At 37.0% G+C, this 17,746-nt stretch carries 19 protein-coding genes and 1 riboswitch; of the genes, 9 read left to right on the top strand and 10 right to left on the bottom strand.

Going from position 1 to position 17,746, the window contains the following annotated elements:
• Positions 1-5: 5 nt before the first annotated feature.
• The gene (locus tag ACFX40_RS24490; RefSeq protein WP_098332067.1) at positions 6-998 is read right to left on the bottom strand and encodes a zinc-binding dehydrogenase; all 993 of its coding nucleotides are present in this window, start codon (positions 996-998) and stop codon (positions 6-8) included.
• A 417-nt stretch (positions 999-1,415) separates the two neighbouring features.
• Here ACFX40_RS24490 and ACFX40_RS24485 point away from each other — a divergent pair, with 417 nt between their 5' ends.
• The gene (locus tag ACFX40_RS24485; RefSeq protein ID WP_028410237.1) at positions 1,416-1,946 is read left to right on the top strand and encodes an IseA DL-endopeptidase inhibitor family protein; all 531 of its coding nucleotides are present in this window, start codon (positions 1,416-1,418) and stop codon (positions 1,944-1,946) included.
• 249 nt (positions 1,947-2,195) lie between these two features.
• Here ACFX40_RS24485 and ACFX40_RS24480 read toward each other — a convergent pair whose 3' ends face one another.
• A complete protein-coding gene (locus ACFX40_RS24480; RefSeq protein ID WP_028410236.1) occupies positions 2,196-2,465 on the bottom strand; it encodes a hypothetical protein in 270 nt (89 codons plus the stop codon).
• 127 nt (positions 2,466-2,592) lie between these two features.
• Between ACFX40_RS24480 and ACFX40_RS24475 the strand changes: the two genes are divergently transcribed.
• Positions 2,593-3,735: an AI-2E family transporter gene (locus tag ACFX40_RS24475; RefSeq protein WP_013081622.1), complete on the top strand. Its 1,143-nt coding sequence runs from the start codon at positions 2,593-2,595 to the stop codon at positions 3,733-3,735.
• A gap of 35 nt (positions 3,736-3,770) precedes the next feature.
• Here the strand turns inward: ACFX40_RS24475 and ACFX40_RS24470 are convergent, their stop codons facing one another.
• Positions 3,771-4,166, bottom strand: a complete 396-nt coding sequence (locus ACFX40_RS24470) for an SET domain-containing protein (RefSeq protein ID WP_025753011.1) — start codon at positions 4,164-4,166, stop codon at positions 3,771-3,773.
• A 335-nt stretch (positions 4,167-4,501) separates the two neighbouring features.
• On the opposite strand from ACFX40_RS24470, the gene rarD reads away from it, so the two are divergent.
• Positions 4,502-5,422: an EamA family transporter RarD gene (gene rarD / locus ACFX40_RS24465; protein ID WP_098526258.1), complete on the top strand. Its 921-nt coding sequence runs from the start codon at positions 4,502-4,504 to the stop codon at positions 5,420-5,422.
• A gap of 66 nt (positions 5,423-5,488) precedes the next feature.
• Positions 5,489-6,259, top strand: coding sequence for a TatD family hydrolase (locus ACFX40_RS24460; protein WP_377256797.1), 771 nt, complete (start codon positions 5,489-5,491; stop codon positions 6,257-6,259).
• Between the two features lie 32 nt (positions 6,260-6,291).
• Here the strand turns inward: ACFX40_RS24460 and ACFX40_RS24455 are convergent, their stop codons facing one another.
• The gene (locus tag ACFX40_RS24455) at positions 6,292-6,429 is read right to left on the bottom strand and encodes a lmo0937 family membrane protein (protein WP_013055244.1); all 138 of its coding nucleotides are present in this window, start codon (positions 6,427-6,429) and stop codon (positions 6,292-6,294) included.
• A gap of 193 nt (positions 6,430-6,622) precedes the next feature.
• Here ACFX40_RS24455 and ACFX40_RS24450 point away from each other — a divergent pair, with 193 nt between their 5' ends.
• Both ACFX40_RS24450 and ACFX40_RS24445 read left to right on the top strand, forming a co-directional pair.
• Positions 6,623-7,066, top strand: a complete 444-nt coding sequence (locus ACFX40_RS24450; RefSeq protein ID WP_028410233.1) for a YfmQ family protein — start codon at positions 6,623-6,625, stop codon at positions 7,064-7,066.
• Positions 7,067-7,209: 143 nt separating this feature from the next.
• A complete protein-coding gene (locus ACFX40_RS24445; RefSeq protein ID WP_028410232.1) occupies positions 7,210-8,511 on the top strand; it encodes a CitMHS family transporter in 1,302 nt (433 codons plus the stop codon).
• A 311-nt stretch (positions 8,512-8,822) separates the two neighbouring features.
• Here the strand turns inward: ACFX40_RS24445 and ACFX40_RS24440 are convergent, their stop codons facing one another.
• From ACFX40_RS24440 to ACFX40_RS24420, 5 genes are all read right to left on the bottom strand, one after another.
• Positions 8,823-9,350, bottom strand: a complete 528-nt coding sequence (locus tag ACFX40_RS24440; protein ID WP_098433056.1) for a GNAT family N-acetyltransferase — start codon at positions 9,348-9,350, stop codon at positions 8,823-8,825.
• A 71-nt stretch (positions 9,351-9,421) separates the two neighbouring features.
• On the bottom strand, positions 9,422-10,963 hold the full coding sequence (gene nikA, locus ACFX40_RS24435) for a nickel ABC transporter substrate-binding protein (protein WP_142166841.1): 1,542 nt from the start codon (positions 10,961-10,963) through the stop codon (positions 9,422-9,424).
• A gap of 143 nt (positions 10,964-11,106) precedes the next feature.
• Positions 11,107-11,297, bottom strand: a riboswitch (cobalamin riboswitch).
• 2 nt (positions 11,298-11,299) lie between these two features.
• Positions 11,300-12,304 (bottom strand): cell division protein FtsZ, encoded by a 1,005-nt coding sequence (gene ftsZ / locus ACFX40_RS24430; RefSeq protein WP_013055240.1) that lies wholly within the window; start codon positions 12,302-12,304, stop codon positions 11,300-11,302.
• Between the two features lie 359 nt (positions 12,305-12,663).
• Positions 12,664-13,053, bottom strand: a complete 390-nt coding sequence (locus tag ACFX40_RS24425; RefSeq protein ID WP_013055239.1) for a tautomerase family protein — start codon at positions 13,051-13,053, stop codon at positions 12,664-12,666.
• A gap of 154 nt (positions 13,054-13,207) precedes the next feature.
• Positions 13,208-13,366 (bottom strand): hypothetical protein, encoded by a 159-nt coding sequence (locus ACFX40_RS24420; RefSeq protein WP_013055238.1) that lies wholly within the window; start codon positions 13,364-13,366, stop codon positions 13,208-13,210.
• Positions 13,367-13,626: 260 nt separating this feature from the next.
• Between ACFX40_RS24420 and ACFX40_RS24415 the strand changes: the two genes are divergently transcribed.
• Entirely contained in the window at positions 13,627-14,580 is a 954-nt protein-coding gene (locus ACFX40_RS24415) for a TRM11 family SAM-dependent methyltransferase (protein WP_028410229.1), read from the top strand.
• 36 nt (positions 14,581-14,616) lie between these two features.
• Here the strand turns inward: ACFX40_RS24415 and rluF are convergent, their stop codons facing one another.
• On the bottom strand, positions 14,617-15,324 hold the full coding sequence (rluF, locus tag ACFX40_RS24410) for a 23S rRNA pseudouridine(2604) synthase RluF (protein WP_114324560.1): 708 nt from the start codon (positions 15,322-15,324) through the stop codon (positions 14,617-14,619).
• Positions 15,325-15,663: 339 nt separating this feature from the next.
• Between rluF and ACFX40_RS24405 the strand changes: the two genes are divergently transcribed.
• The gene (locus ACFX40_RS24405; protein ID WP_098526256.1) at positions 15,664-16,239 is read left to right on the top strand and encodes a TetR/AcrR family transcriptional regulator; all 576 of its coding nucleotides are present in this window, start codon (positions 15,664-15,666) and stop codon (positions 16,237-16,239) included.
• A 21-nt stretch (positions 16,240-16,260) separates the two neighbouring features.
• Positions 16,261-17,697 carry a DHA2 family efflux MFS transporter permease subunit gene (locus ACFX40_RS24400; RefSeq protein WP_028410226.1) on the top strand — a complete coding sequence of 479 codons (1,437 nt, stop codon included), beginning with the start codon at positions 16,261-16,263 and terminating at the stop codon, positions 17,695-17,697.
• Positions 17,698-17,746: the final 49 nt, after the last annotated feature.

Below are 17,746 nucleotides of genomic sequence, written 5' to 3'. Positions count from 1 at the left end.
TTTTTTTATTCCGAAATAAGTAAACCTATGTTGCCAAATTGTTTCCCTTTATCTAATCGTTCGCAAGCTGCAACTGCCTCTGACAGCGGATAGAATCGATCGACGATTGGTTTAATTTGATATTTCTCTATAAAATCCATCATGTCCACGAATTCTTCCCGACTTCCCATAGACGTACCAAGTATGTTGAATTGAGGATAAAAAATGGTTCTTAGAGGTAATTCAACTTCATTTCCAGAACTTGCACCAAAGTTAACAATTCTTCCATTTGGCTTTAATATTTCAAAATAAGCAGGAAATAAAGCTGCCCCCACACTATCAAGTATGATATCTACTTTTCTATTGTTGGTTTCTTCTTTTAGGTTGCTTCCGCTATCTAATGCATAATTCGCTCCATGCTTTAGAGCTTGCTTTCTTTTTTCACCACTTCTAGAAGTGACTGTTACGTTAGCTCCGATAGCTTTTGCGAATAACAATCCATAGGTCGCGACTCCGCTTCCTATACCGGGAATAAGGAGGTGCTCTCCTTTTTTTAATTGGCCTTTTGTAAATAGAGCTCTATAAGCAGTTAAAGCGGATAATGAAAGAACTCCCGCCTGTTTCCAAGATAGATAAGATGGCTTTTGTACAACGTTATTCGCTTGTATGATTACATACTCTGCAAATGTTCCATGTGATGGACCGCCTAAAATTTCAGGTGTAAGTGGAACGTGTTCTACACAATCCCACTCTAGACTTGGATTAATAATTACTTCCATTCCTTTTTTTAAACCTTTTACGCTTTCTCCCAATTCTTCTATAATGCCTGCACCGTCTGAACCGGGGATAAACGGCTTATCTCCTTTGCCTCGATTATTCATAACGAATAAATCTCTCCGGTTTAAACCTGCTGTTTTTAGTCTTACTTTTACTTCTCCTCTTTGAGGGTGCACCTCCTGAAGATCTCTGTACTTCATGCCTGCTATTCCACTTTTTTCACTATGTATAATGCCTTTCATCATTTCGCCTCCTCTTAATCTACCCTACTAAAAAGCTGTAAATGGAAAAAGAAATATGCCTAAAAAAAGGAAAAAAAACAGTTTTCATATTCACTTTTTCACCGTTTTATCTTTATTTTTCTGTATCGTAAAGGTATTAAGCTTCTTTTATTACATTTTTGTTACAAACAATCTTTTTGTAACAAAAAGATTAAAAAGTAGAGAGAAACGCCTGAAAACGTTGATAAATCAACATTTAACTGGTAATTCTCTTACTATATCTAGTTTAGAAACTAGTAAAAAACTAAAAAAATTTAAGAAAAAAAGACAAAACACTTTCTTTTATTACAGATTTATTGTAATATAAATGTAACAAAAGAAATATAAAACACATAATCGTTACATAAATAAGGTTAATTAATTAGGAGTGAGTTAGAAATGAAAAAAATTGGACTAGTTTTATCATCAATCGCTATTTTCTTTACACTAAGCACTGGAGTTACAGCACAAACAACATCTACAACACTAACGGATGCAAATGCTGTCAAAATTGCAGCTAGTGCCAGCAATCATTTCTGGAGTGCTCTGCACGGTTATAAAAACAAACCATGTACAGAACGTACATTTGAATATAAAGGAACTGATTACGTGTATCTTTGCCCTGAATTTGATACAAAAGCTGAGCTATCAAGCTACTTATCTGAGACATTTACAAATAGTGCAGTAGAAAAAGGATTAACAAATTACGGCTATATCACATATAACGGCAAACTTGCACATCCAATCGGCGACGGATTCAGCATGTTAGAGTGGTCAAAAGCAAAAACAAAGCTTGTGTATCAAACAGCAACAGTTCGCTCTTATGAATTCACAGTTCCAACTGTAGATGGCGGCAGCGTAAAACGCACTGTCACATTCTATAAATCTAATTCTCAGTGGAAAGTAAATAAATTTGACGCTGTTCAATAATAAAAAAAGCAGGCCTGCTTGAGCAGACCTGCTTTTTTCTTTTTTTATCGATAACATAAATAAAACTTCTACTTACAGCGCTCTAATAGCTGTAAATAGAAGTTGAGATCACAAGTTTAAGTAAATCAAATTTTGTCGAATCCTGTAGAAACAGTGATAAGTTACGTTTTATATTACAGGCTAAATTGCTTATTGTCAACAAAATTCAGCAAAAAGATAGGGCAATATATTCAGAGCATAATAAAGACATTAACTTGGATTTTGTTCATGTTCCTCTGGGTTATCATGTACAGGATGAGCGCCCGGAAATAATCTTTGCGCTTTTTCATGAAGATTTTTGTTTTCATAATTAAATGCGCTATACGTTCGCTGCCCTTCTTCCCATGAAGTAGATTTCCCCAGTTTTTGATTAACAGGAGAACCGAAAGGACCGTCTGGAAATTCTTCAGCGGTTATATACTCATGGCTTTTTTCTACTGTAGAGAAATCATCATACGATGGTTGTTTGTCTTTTTTCAATGATTTCACCCCTTCTTTCTAGAAGATTTTCTACTAGTATGCACACTTCTTTGTAAAAAACCCTCTTAAATTAGTCTAAATCAGGGTATGATAACTATACATTTATTTTTAAAAGGAGTTGAACAGCTTGGAACCTAGACCTCAGAAAGGAACTTTTTTCCGAGAAAAAATCTTAAATAATAAATTTGTTGTATATACAATTATTATTTTTATTCTCAGCATGACTATTTTTTCGTTATCAAAAATCGGATTTATTTTAATTCCTATCTCTATTTTTATTAAAACAATCGCACTGCCGATTATCTTAGCAGGAATTTGCTTTTATTTATTTAATCCGCTTGTTGACTTTTTAGAACGAAAAGGTGTAAAACGAATTATTTCCATTCTTGTTTTATACATAGTGATTATCGGCGCATTAGCCATTATTATTTCATCGGTTATTCCGCCTCTAAAAAATCAAGTTGACCGTCTTATTGATAATATCCCAGAGCTGACGCATGACGTTCAGCATGCGGTGACGAACCTTTCGAATAACCGATATGTCGAACAAGGTCTTCAGTCGGCTAACACGGACCTAGATAAGATTTCAAAAGATGCATCAAAACACTTGAGTAAATATGTTTCTGGATTTTCAAGCGGTATTGTGAATTTTGTCGGCACCATTACAGAAATTATATTATCGGTTGCCGTTTTACCCTTTATTCTTTTTTACTTATTAAAAGATGGGAAAAATTTACCTAATTACATTGTAAAACTGCTTCCAAACCGCTCTCGTTCTGAGGCTAAATTCATTTTAGCCGACATGAACCACGCATTAAGCGCATATATTCGCGGGCAAATTTTTGTTGCGATTTGTATAGGTGTACTGCTTTTCATTGGCTATCTGATTATTGGGTTAGATTATGCATTACTTCTAGCGATTATCGCCATGGTAACCAACGTTGTGCCTTACCTTGGTCCTATTATCGCCATTATCCCAGCCATTATTATTGCGTTTATTACCTCTCCTTTCATGCTTGTAAAACTAGCCATTGTCTGGGCAGTTGTTCAATTGCTTGAAGGTAAAGTAATATCTCCGCAAATTATGGGAAGAAGCCTAGACATTCACCCGATTACAGTCATTTTTGTCATTCTAACCGCCGGAAACTTATTCGGAATCATCGGTATTATTTTAGCCGTCCCTGGATATGCCGTTTTAAAAGTTATTATTACGCATATTTACCAATTCATCCGTTTGAATTCGACTATGTATCCAGATAAAAAAGCATAATAAAAAGCCCATCGATTTTCGATGGGCTTACCTTTTTACTTTTGTTCTTCTTCATCTTCACGATCAAACCAAAGGAGCTCTTGATCATCTTCATCTCCATTATAGTTGATGAGAATTTCTTCTCCTGCTTGGATATCCGTATATGCATAAAAATCAAAGGTATGATTGTCAAAATTAATTTCATACGTAGCATTGGGTGTATACGAGTGATTAAACAGCATACCGTATCCCAAAAGAATAGCCGTATGATTCACTCCATATTCAAAAGCATAATCCGCTAGTGTTGTTTTCTCAATAAAATCATGCTCTTTATTAGGATAAGCGATAACAGGAGCTTCGTGAATAAGCGTTCCTTTTTTAATATCTTGCTTAGCAAATACACCTCTATTAAATTCTCCGTCGCTTATCGCAGACGCTTTTATTTCGATCATATTCGTCACCTATATATTCTTTCCTCTAAGATTTTTTTCTTCCTTAAGCTTGACAGTTTCTAATAGGGAAATCAACTGTTTTTCATAACCACTTGAATAAAAGCTGAAGGAGCGCTTATCATGCACACTTGTGTAAGCACTTACCTTGTTAGAAACACACAATTTGACTTTATTTTAGACATGGAAAAGCAATAACCTTGCGCATAGCGCTTTTTTGAGCCATTCAACATGTGAAGAATCGTTTTTCTCTGTGATATAATCGTTTATGCTGCTTTTTTATGTTAATCTATGACTCTTATTACCAAATTTATCTCATGTTAGAAGGAAGGTTTTAAATGAACTTAAATCATGACAAAGATGGTGTAACGTATGCAGTCCTTTCTTATCTTATGTGGGGGCTCACGCCAATTTATTGGAAGCTGGTTCACCACGTAGCACCAGGGGAGATTTTAGCTCAGCGCGTTTTTTGGTCTTTTATTTTTATGCTTATTCTTTTATTGATCACAAAGAAATGGCGTACATACATTGCGTTTGTAAAAGAAATAATGAAAAAACCATCCTTATTCTGGTCCCTTTTTACTGCGTCTGTACTTATTAGTGCAAATTGGGGCATTTTTATGTGGGCTGTCATTGATGGAAAAATAGTAGAAGCGAGCCTTGGACAATATATTAACCCCCTAACAAGTGTTTTATTAGGTGTTATTGTCTTAAAAGAGAGATTAAGCGGGGCTCAAATTTTTGCATTTATACTAGCAGCGATCGGGGTATTAACACTCAGTCTTCATTATGGTGTGGTTCCTTGGATTTCGCTTAGTTTAGCTCTTACTTTCGGATTATATGGTTTGGCAAAGAAAAAGATTAAAGCTGACTCAACAATCGGATTAACTCTTGAAACGATGGTCATCTCCCCTATTGCATTAGCATATATAAGCTACCTCACGTTTCAATCACACTTGCAGTTTTTTGATTCTTTTTCAACAAGTCTTTTATTAATGGGAAGTGGAATGGTCACAGCTTTACCACTCTTATTATTCACAAAAAGTGCTAAAAAAGTATCATTATCAATGCTTGGTATTCTTCAATATATTTCACCAACATTATCTCTGCTAGCAGGAGTGATTCTGTACCATGAATCGCTAACAAAAGCTCATGTTATTGCTTTTAGTTTTATTTGGTTAGCTCTTATTGTTTATACGTTTTCATCTATTGCTAAATGGGGGAACAAAAAACAAATAAGAAATAAAATGGAGGCCTAACAGAATCATACATTCTCTTACGTATTATTTCTAAACAAATTGGGCTGAAAGGAGCGAGCGATATTTATGAAACAAATCATTGACGCTCATATTCACCTCGATCAATATGAACCGAAAAGCTGGAAAGACATAGTAGAGAAGGATCCTTCGTTACAAGCGCTTATTTCTGTATCTTCCACATTACAGTCTTGCCAACTTAATCAAAAAATCAGCCAATTGTATTCTTGTGTGAAACCCGCCTACGGATTTCATCCTGAACAAATGCTGCCTTCTTCAAATGAATTAGCGGAGCTGTTTGCCTGGATTGATCAAAACAATGAAGAAATGATAGCTGTTGGTGAGGTAGGTCTACCTTATTACTTAAGTCAGACCTATACTCTTTCTCTAGAGCCCTATTTGGAGCTGCTTGAAGCTTTTATTATTCATTCAAAAAAATGGGAAAAACCGTTAATTCTTCACGCTGTATATGAAGACGCTGAAATTGTGTGTGACTTACTAGAAAAACATTCCGTGTCTAAAGCTCACTTCCACTGGTTCAAAGGAGCTAAAAAAACCGTTGAACGAATGAAAAACAACGGTTACTATATTTCAGTTACACCTGATATTGTATATAAGCCTAAAATCCAAGCGCTTGCCATGGAATACCCTCTTGATTACTTGATGGTCGAAACAGATGGTCCGTGGCCATTTGAAGGACCTTTTCAAAACCAGATAACGGTTCCATCAATGATACATCAGTCCGTTGAGGAAATAGCACGTCTCAAAGGAGTTTCTGGAACGGAAGCATATGATTTTTTATATCAAAATACGTCTTGTTTTTATAATCTCTCCACATAAAAGGCCTTTCCCTAAGGAAAGGCCTTTTATATCTAAATTCGTTTCACAAGTTTTACGATTAGCACAATCACTGCAATGACAAGAAGAATGTGAATGATGCCGCCGCCAATATGAAAAACTAATCCTAATAACCAAAAAATAAATAAAAGTCCAATAATCGTCCACAACATAATTTTTTCTCCTTTTTTATATGTAGTATTTGTTATAATTTTATATTTCCCTAAATGTGCATAAATAAACGCATTTCATATACATCTTTTCACTGAGGAAGGTTCACATAATGTACAAAAAGCAATCATGTTCTCTGTGGTAAAATAAGTATGTAATCTTATTTCATTTAAACTATAGCGGAGATGATTAACTATGACATGGATTGTATTACTTTCCATCATTCTTGTAAGTGCACTCAAAATATTAATAACGTGTCTTCCAACTCCAGTGGTCAAATGGCTTATGACTAAATTTCAATTACACCCAACACTTGATGACCACAACGTTACTGTCACAGTTGATGGGAAACATTTAGAAGGCAAAGACAAAATGCAAGTGATTGATTATTTTAATAAAGCAACATTTTTAAAACAATATTATGTCCATGAAGGAAATAAGGACTATTATAAACACCTAGAAGACAGTGAAACTCCACTGGTTATCGATACGAAAAAAGGAAAAAAAGATGTTCGATTATGCGTATACAGTTATGATGATCATGTCGATGTCGTAAAACAGTATAAAAAGAAAATTATTGCTTACAGCCTGCTGTCTGATCACCTTCAAAAGCAGTCCATAACAGCTGACCTAGCTTAAACCAGTCGCCTATAAGGCGGCTTTTTTAGCTTTTAGTTTTAGTTTGAAGCTATCTTATTTAAAAATACCAAACTTTAACAGTAATTCTAATGCTATAATGAAAATTAATAGAATTTTCTAACTCTTTTAAGAGGTGATGGATAATGCTTTCTTTGTTAGGGTTTGGAATGATTGCGACTTTTCTATTTCTTGTCATCAGTAAACGCTTGTCCGTGGTTGTTGCTTTTATTTTTGTCGCTATCCTCTTTGGTATAATTGGAGGTTTTAGTGCTGATATGGGCGATATGATGATGAATGGTATTTTAAAAGTAGCTCCTACGGCCATTATGATCGTTTTTGCTATTTTATATTTTGGACTAATGATTGACGTCGGTTTATTTGATCCTATGATTTCTCGTATCCTAAACATTGTGAAAGGCGATCCTTTAAAAGTCGTAATGGCAACTGCCGTTATTACAATGCTTGTTGGCTTGGACGGAGACGGCTCTTCTACATTTTTAATTACAGTTTCCGCCTTGCTTCCTTTGTACACAAAACTGGGAATGAACCGACTAATACTGGCTTGTGTTATTAGTTTAAGCGCAGGTGTTATGAATATGATTCCTTGGGGAGGTCCTCTCGTAAGAGCCGCAGCAAGTTTGCAATTAGAAGTATCAGATCTATTTAATCCTCTTATTCCAGCTATGGCAGCAGGATTGATGTGGACTTTATTTTCAGCATATCTACTAGGAAAGAGAGAAAAAGCGCGCTTAGGAACTATTCATTTAAAAGGTGCATCAATGGCATTTGCTGAACAGCTTTCAGTTCATGAGACCCCTGGGAAGCCACCTAGACTCTTTTGGTTTAATGCCTTATTGACACTGTGCTTAATGACTCTCTTGATCATAGACATACTCCCTATTCCAATTTTATTTGCTATTGCTTTTGCCATTGCTTTATTTGTTAATTTCCCTCATCCAAAAGAACAGCAGGAAAGAATCTTAAGTCATGCAAACAGCTTTGTAATGGTTAGTACGTTGGTTTTTGCAGCCGGAATCTTTACAGGCGTTTTTACAGAAACAAAAATGATGGATGCCATGGCTAATACCATTGTCAGCCTCACTCCTGAATGGCTGGGCTCTCACCTTCCCTTAGTTGTAGCAATAACGAGCCTTCCTCTTAGCTTTGTATTTTCACCTGATGCTTATTATTTTGGCATTTTACCTGTTATTAGCCATACAGCAGCTAATTTTGGTGTAGACCCTGTAGAAATAGGACGAGCAGCTTTATTGGGACATTCCACAACTGGGTTTCCCCTATCTCCTTTAGTACCTGCTACTTTCATTCTGATTGGGCTGGTTGAAGTAGATTTCGGGGAGCATCAAAAGTTTCTTTTCAAGTGGGCCTTTGGGACAACTATTGTGATGACAATTACAGCCATTTTAACGAATGCTATCTCCCTTTAGACTCTACCATAAAAAAGGAAGCCGACTACCATAAGGCAATCGGCTCACACATGTAGGATATTGATTTAACACTAACAAAGTACAACACAACACTAGTAATTATATAATATATTTCATTATTTTGAAAGCGATTTCATATATATTTTTAAAAATATTTTGTTATTTGTTTTTCATAGAAAAAAACCACGTTTCAGCCAATTCGAAACGTGGTTCTTTTCTGTAAGGACTTGCCCTACAGGCTATAAATGTAAGTAAGCTCATTATAGCATGAGCTCTTATCTAGATTCTATGGTAATTACTGTATAATATCGTTACATTACGACCGGTTGTATTTTTCTGTCCATGTGCAGCGTATTCCATGGCTCATCCTGTTCAGCAAGCCTTTCGATAAAATCTTGTGAAGTCCAGAATGGAATAGCCCCCGGTAAAAAAGGATGAGTATGCAGATACAACGTGTCATAAAAATGACTTTGAGCAAATTGTTCTACTGCCTTTAACAGCTGCTGTCCAATGCCTAGACGCCGATATGCTGGATCGACATAGCATTTTACAATCTCGGCTGCAGTTTTATGTTCATATCGCTTTTTTAATGCATGAAACCTTCCATCGTAAGCGTATAAACCAATTGTTCCAATTACTTGTTGATTTTCCGTAACAGCTGCAAAAAAAGCAGCGCCTTTCGCTTGAACATAATATTTATTAAAATGAAGCAAATCCACAGGAAGCTGATTTTTTTCCATCATAGGAAATAGCTCATTCCGCATATTCATGACAAACTGAATCACTTCCGCATTCTTTTCTTTTACTTCTTTAATTTGATACGTTTGTACTTCTTGCACGTTTACTGTCACATCCTTTTATCTATCATTGTATACTTTCTCGTTTTCCTATAGGAACAACACAATATTGACTATGGCGTTACGTCTAAATGCTGAGTCAGCATATAATACTCGCTTGGATTTGTGGTCCAGTTTTTCACTTTTTGATTATAAGCAACAACAATGTTTGGATGTACAATCGATGACGTCAGCATTTCCTCATTAATCAAAGCGGTTGCTTGCTTAGCTAACTGATCTCGCTTTGCGTCATCTACTGTTGAATTTAACTGTTCTATCATTTTTGTTAGCTTATCGTCATCAATTCGGCTGGCATTTAAACCACCGCCCGGCAAATAGTTCGTACTTAAATAATAGCTTGCATCTCCTCTAGGTGCAGTGATAAGACTGTACAGTGCTAAATCCCAATCGTCTTTTGCCATTACATATTCATCGCTGTCCTCAACGAGATGAATCTTAATAGTAATTCCTAACTCTTTGGCATTAGACTGTATAAGCTGAGCAATCAAAGGAAGTTCTGGTAGAGAGCTGTATGTGACAAGAGAGAGCGATAGTGGCTTTCCATTTTTCATTGGTTTGTCATTTTTGATTTGATAGCCTGCTTTCTCTAAATATTTTTTAGCAGATGGCATACCTCTTTGCTCATTAGCATTATTATCAGCAAAAGGAAATTGAGGTAAAAATGGACCTCGAGCTGCTGCCGCTTGATTGTTCATGATGCTGCTGACAATTTCTTTTCGGTTCAGTAAGGTATCGATAGCTTTTCTTACATTTTCGTCTTTTAATGCGTCATTGGTTTGATTATAAAGTAATAAATGTGTACGCACACTGGGTACTCCACTTACCTTAAAAGACGGATCTGTTTGTAAAGTGCCCAAACTTTCTAAAGGCGGGCGATAAATAATATCCGCTGTTCCGGACTGAAGAGCCGCAACGCGCGCATTAGCATCTTCGTTAAATGCAAAGATCGCATTTTTTAATTTTACTTTCCCATTCCAATAATGTTCATATCTTTCTAACTTCACTTGATTTCCTTGATCGAAAGTCAAAACTTGAAATGGACCTGTGCCAATAGGCTTCTTAGCTATATTAGAAACATCAACATCTATAATAGCTGTGTTTGGATGTACTAACTCAGAAGGAAATTTAGGCATTGGTTCTTTTAATGCAATTGTCAGCGCATGACCGTTCGCTTTCATTTCTTTAATATTTAAAGCGTTTTTCATCGCATAACTTTGATCTATCGTTCTTTGAAGAGAAGACTTAACGGCATTTGCATCTAGTGCTTTACCATTTTGAAACGTAATATTCTTTCTTATCGTAAATGTCCACGTAAGACCGTTATCTTCCGTTTTCCACTTTTCAGCAAGCCAGGGCTTTATTTTTAAATCATTGCTGATTTTAACAAGCGTCTCCCCTACTCCCGCACGAACTGCTGTATAATTATCATCCGTATGAGGATCAAGCGTTGCAGATGTAAAATTAAATAAAAACGTCACACTTTTATCCGTTTTCTTTTTTTCTTTTATACTTATGCTCTCTTCATTAGGAGCACAAGCAGTGAGGCAAAGTAACACAAGAAATATCATAGATACGAGTTTTTTATTATTTATCATTGATTTTTCCACCTTCTATTTTAATACACAAAAAAAGCACTTCTAAAAAGAAGTGCTTGTCTTCAATACAAATTCAGATAAACGTATCCCTTGTTTATCTTATTTTTGATTCTGCCAAAACACCTCCCTATCCTCGTAGGTTATTGTGTGCTGCGATTTATGGCAGGTCTCCTGGCTTCAAGTCATTGCCTTATACCGCCTTCCCGTCCCTGAATAGACAGTGGCTTTTTGACATAAGGCTCCTTGTTACAGTGGCGGGACCGCTCCGGATTTGCACCGGATTCCCTTTTAAGGCAATTGAAAAACAATTGCCACCATAAAAGCTGGTTATTTAATTTAGTAGCGTGCTCTTGAAACTCTAGAAGTAGAAGCTGATGGTGAAACATCTTCATCATCAAATCCAGTGGCAATAACAGTTACCATCATTTCGTCCTTTAAATCTTCATTAATCACGGACCCAAAAATCATATTTAAGTCCTGATCAGAAGCAGACGTGACAATATCTGCTGCTTCCTGTACTTCGTAAAGACTCAAGCTGCTGCCGCTCGTAATGTTCAACAGCACGCCTCTTGCTCCATCAATCGATGCATCTAGCAGCGGACTAGAAATCGCTTTTTTCGCCGCTTCAATTGCCCGGTCTGATCCAGAAGCTCGCCCGATACCCATAAGCGCAAATCCTTGATTAGACATGATTGTTTTTACATCAGCAAAGTCAAGGTTAATCAGCCCCGGAACAGCGATTAAATCTGAAATACCTTGAATACCTTGGCGAAGAACATTATCTGCTTCACGGAATGCTTCAAGCATAGGCGTCTTTTTATCGACAATTTCAAGCAAGCGGTCGTTTGGAATCACAATAAGGGTATCTACCGATTCATTCATCGCAGTAATACCGCCTACTGCTTGCTTCGTACGTTTATTTCCTTCAAACTTGAATGGGCGAGTGACTACTCCAATTGTTAAAGCATTTAGTTCACGGGCAATTTGGGCAATAACCGGGGCTGCTCCAGTACCGGTTCCTCCACCCATGCCAGCTGTTACGAATACCATGTCTGCGCCTTGCAGTACTTCTTGAATTTGTTCTCTGCTTTCTTCGGCTGCTTCTCTTCCCACTTCTGGATTAGCTCCTGCACCTAATCCTCGCGTTAATGCAGCACCAATCTGCATTTTTACATCTGCTTTAGATAAGTTAAGCGCCTGAGCATCCGTATTAACGGCAATAAATTCTACTCCTTGTACACCGTGTTCAATCATACGGTTAACGGTGTTATTTCCTCCACCGCCGACTCCAATTACTTTAATTCGCACTAGTGGCGATACATCTGCATCAAATCCAAACATTCTAAGTTCCTCCTCAATGATCAAAATTACTTTCTCTTCTTATCCGAAAAAACACGTGAAGAACCTTTTACTCCTATGTTTAACGCGTAACTGTTCTTTTGTTTTACAGATTTTATACATTTCTCTTTTAACCTTTAAATCTTTACATCTTTATGTAAATTTATTGTTGTTCTAAAATTAGTACGCCGAACTCTTTTATGGCTTTTCCACTCAAAACGGCATATAAGCTTATTGTATCATTCATTTGACAGATGTCTGTATTTAATTTTGAGTAAGATGTGACTAAGAGAATAATATTTTTAGAGACAAAATGAGAAAAAGCCCTTAGAAATAAGGGCTTCTCTAGATAATAAACCGTTTTATAATTTCCCAGTTAAGAATTGAGCCTCTCCCATGCCAAAGCTCCAGTCAGCATTACCGTTTTCAACAATCGAAATCATAATGTCGTTTGGCTGAATGCCGCAGCTTTCTCCCAGCTCTTTTACAATTAATCTGTAAAGAGCTTGCTTTTGCTCTTCTGTTCGCTGTTTACTCGTTACACTTATAATAACCAAATCCTTGCTTCTCTCAAAGCCAAGACCTGTATCTTCAATAATCATTTCATGAGCAGGATGCTGATGTACAATTTGATAACGGTCTCGCTCCGGGACGCCAAAGGCTTCTAGCATCGCTCGGTGAGCAGCGTCTAGTAATGTTTTTAACTCTTTTTCATCTCTTCCTTCTATTACATCAAATCTAAGTAATGGCATACTAAGTAACCTCCAGCTTTTTGTCTAATATATTATTGCCTCATCATATCACAACTATCATTTGTAAAAAAAAGATATGCTATTCACAATGTGCTGACCTCAAACGCTTCAATAAAAGCTGAATCTAATAAAAAGAAATGAGCAGCATAACGGCTCATTTCATTAGTACAAAAACATTTATAATAAGAGCTAAAATACATACAGATACAATGGCAATGAGTACGTTCATCACAAGGTTTTGCGAGGATGTTTTGGCTTGTTTTTTCATATCAGCCCGACTCATCTGTTGCTTTTCATGATCACTTTTAGACATCACGTAGCCTCTCCTATTCATCAAAATGTCAGCAGTGTGTAAATGATTTTTGAGAAACCTTGATCCAGTTCTTTTGTATAGACAGCAGCACATGCAGGTTATCACCAGTTATTTTAGCATGTTTTGTCAAATAAGTGGACTATGTAGCGCTTCAATTTATTATTCACAGCCAAATATATTTAAATTCGTTGCTTTTCTCTTCTTTTCTCGCTATTGTTTGAGAAGAAGGATAATTAGATACGATAAAGGATGATACGATATTGAATAACCATACGCAGCTGCCTCAGTATATCTACACATACGCATGCAGCGAAGAGGAACTCTCACTATGTCAATTAGAGAGACGCTCTCTTTTTGAAATTGAAACTGAGAAACCTATCATAAAAAGTGCTGTTAAACTTGATCCAAGCAGAAGCCCTTTTATCAAAGAGCGATTAGATATTATGTATGAATCAGATGACCTTGCAGATATTTGTAAGCAAGTAGAAGATATTGACCTCGGAGACAAAACATTTAAACTCATTTTTATGAAAATTAATGACTTGGAAAAAGATCAAAAAATAAGTTATAAAGGTCAGCGTGCTATTGAACGTGATGTGGGTTGGCATTTTGTAGCAGAAGCAGACTTGCATAACCCTGACCATTTTTTTGGCATTGTTCCATTTGAAGGACGCTGGTATTTTGGGAAATATCAAAAAAGCGAAGCGGTATGGCTGCATCATTTGAAAAAACCGCGTGAATACTCTACAGCACTCAGTACCCGCCTTGCAAGAGCTGTAGCTAACATTGCCGTTCCAAACCCCGAAGGAATCAAAGCGATTGATCCATGCTGCGGTATCGGTACAGTCCTTGTAGAAGCCCTTTCAATGGGTATTGATATTGTAGGACGCGATATCAATCCACTTGTGACCGACGGATCTCGTGAAAATATTGCGCATTTCGGCTTAAGCGGTGATGTCAAAACTGGACCGATTTCAGATGTTACAACTCACTATGATGTAGCTATCATCGACATGCCTTACAATCTCTACACCCACGCGACGCCTGAAGATCAGCTTTCTATTTTAAAACACGCGCGCCGCTTTGCGGATAAAGTAGTCGTGATTACAGTAGATACGATTGACCATATGATTCATGAAGCGGGCTTTTCTATTTCAGATCGCTGCGTAGCGCGCAAAAGCGTATTTTCTAGACAAGTAGTTGTATGCGAATAAAAAAGACACCAGTCTAACAGGCTGGTGTCTTTTGATTTACCACTCTTTAGGTTCATAGTCTAATTCTTTGAATAGCTGCGTACGCTCTTTTTTCGTTAAATCTCTCCATTGCCCAACAGGTAAGTTGTTTAAATGGATATTCATAATACGCGTGCGCTGAAGGCGGTACACTTCATATCCGAGCACTTCACACATACGGCGAATTTGACGATTTAAACCCTGTGTTAAAATAATTTGAAACTCATACTTAGACAGCTGTGTCACTTCACAAGGAAGCGTTTTTGTGCCTAAAATTTTCACTCCCTCAGACATGTTTTTGATAAACTCTGGTGTAATTGGCTTATCTACTCCCACAATATATTCTTTTTCATGCTTGTTTTCTGCACGTAAAATTTCATTAATAATATCGCCGTCATTTGTAAGTAAAATTAAGCCGTCTGAATCCTTATCAAGTCGTCCAACGTGGTGAATACGCAAAGGGTGATTGACTAAATCAATGATGTTTCCCTTTACTTTTTTTTCACTCGTACTTGTAATGCCGACTGGTTTATTAAGTGCAATATATACATTATTTCGAGCAATCCGAAGCTGTTGGCCGCTTACTCGAATATCATCGCCTGGCTTAACTTGATCTCCGACTTTTGCAACCTTTCCATTAACGGTTACTCTTCCTTCACTAATTAACTTATCTGCCCCGCGTCTTGACGCCTTTCCAGATTCGCTAATAAATTTATTCAGTCTCAGGTGAATCACAACCTTACATTTAAAAATTTTAAAATTTGTCTCTTCTATTAGAAACAGACATATGCCAATTTCTATACCGTCCCTATCGTAACATGCTATACGCTTCTCGTCTTCTTTTAATTTCATTACTTAATCATATTTTTTTAACAGTAATAGAAGTATAGGTCCAAAATACTTTGTAACCTTATTCTTAACATTTCAATCAATGCTTACACCTGTGAAACTTGCATCAATCTTCACTTATATACAAGGCCTAGACGTCTGGATTGACTGATCAGTATAGAGTTGCTACCATTATACTGACCGATCAACTAGTAATTATATCAGGGAGCTGTTTTCATGGAACCAACCAATTCAAAAGAAAAAATTTTAAGCGCAGCGGCTAAACTTTTTCGCAAAAAAGGCTATCACGCCACCAGTCTAAGTCAAATTACAAAAGAAAGCAGGGCTCCGAGAGGATCTATTTATTATTATTTTCCGGATGGAAAACAACAGTTAGCAAAAGAAGCTATTCAAAAAACGGGAGAAAGAGTCAAAGCTTATATCGAAAAATCCCTCGCTTCTCATGAAGATGCCGCGTCAGCTATTCAATATCATATAAAACTGATGGCTGATCGAATGTTTGAGCAAGTGGAAAATGAAGCGGATATCTCTCTCGCTGCTATGTCGAGTGAAGTATGGTCATCAAACGAAATGCTTCGTATGGCCTGTGAAGCCGTGTATAACGAGTGGGAGCAAGTTTATGCAGATAAGTTAGTTTGTTCAGGTTATGAACAAGAAGAAGCAAGACAGCTAGGTTCAGCTATACAGTCTTGGATTGAAGGGGCTTATACTCTTTCATTAACTAAAAATAGTACAGTCCCTATGCAAATTGCAGCTGACCAAATTGGCAAGCTGTTTGCAAACAAAAATTAATTTAGTAAAAGGAGGTCACTTATGACACAAACAGAAGAAAAAATGAGTACACAAAGTAAGCTTATCCTTTTCATTTTGATTCTAGGGAATTTTTTATGCTTAATTAGTGAAACGGTAATGAACGTGGCCTTGCCAAGTATCATTTCAGATTTTCACATTAGAACGAGCTCAGCTCAGTGGTTAACTACCGGATATATGCTTGTAATCGGCATCTCTGTTCCGGTGTCTGCTTTCTTAATTCAACGATTCACATTAAGACAGCTGTTTGTGACGGCTATGAGCTTTTACTTAATTGGGTCCTTCATTGGATTTATTACTCCATGGTTTTCTCTGCTTTTTGCGGGCCGTATGATTCAAGCATTAGGGACAGGCATTATTTTACCTCTTGTGATGAGCACAATGTTAACACTCGTGCCTGTTAGCAAACGCGGCACCGTAATGGGGATTTTTAGCGTAGCTATTTTATTTGCACCGGCAATAGGACCGGTTCTTTCAGGATTAATTATTCAATATTATTCGTGGCAAATTATATTTCTAGGTCTTTTAATTGCAGCGGCGCTTATTTTCCTATTTGCTCTCTTTAAGCTCAGTAACGTTTCTGAAACATCTAGACCAACAATTCATATGCCATCTGTGATTCTTTCTACAATTGGGTTTGGAGGAGTTGTTTATGGATTTAGCGCAGCTGGTGAAGAGACAGGATGGAGTAATCCTATCGTATGGCTTACGCTCATAATTGGCGTCATAGCTCTTGCTTTATTTGTCAGACAGCAAAGCAAGCTGAATTCTCCTATGATTAATATGAAGCCTTTTAGATCGTCTGTGTTTTCAAGATCGATTTTCTTAATGTTTCTTATTATGATGATTCAGTTTTCAATGATGTTAATTTTGCCGCTATACTTCCAAACGGCTGCGGGACTGTCTCCTTTGCAAACAGGGTTTCTTATGCTTCCTGGCGGCGTAACGCTGGCTCTAACAGCTATGGTGGGAGGACGTTTGTTTGACAAAATCGGATTTAAACCGCTGCTTTTAACAGGCTTAGTCCTTTTAACAATTATCTTAAGTTTGTTCACTACTATTTCAAGCGGAACAAGCACGACGACTGCAGCCATCTTATACGCAGCCTTTACAATTGGCGTAGGTTTAAGCATCGGTCCCGTGATGACGCTTGCTTTAAATCAAGTGCCAAAACCGCTTCATGCCCACGGTTCAGCTATTTCAAATACGATTAACCAAGTTTCAGGCGCGATTGGACCCGCTTTGTATACAAGTATTATGACCATGGCTTCTCAGCACTTTATTCAACATTCAAACGAAACGAATAAAACGCTGTTACAAATAAACAGTATGACAAGCGGGGTTCATACCGTCTATTATGTAGCCATCGCTTTCGCCGTCGTTTCGTTCCTGCTCGCTCTTACGTTAAAGAAAAGAGATCAGCATCTTGAAACACAATAAATAAGAAACTGATAAGAGCTGCTCGTAATTTGAGCAGCTCTTGTTATAA

Source organism: Priestia sp. YIM B13552 (assembly GCF_042787775.1).
Lineage (GTDB): Bacteria > Bacillota > Bacilli > Bacillales > Bacillaceae_H > Priestia > Priestia megaterium_E.
Note: the sequence above shows the minus strand (reverse complement) of the source record. Positions and strands in the feature narration are given on the sequence as shown.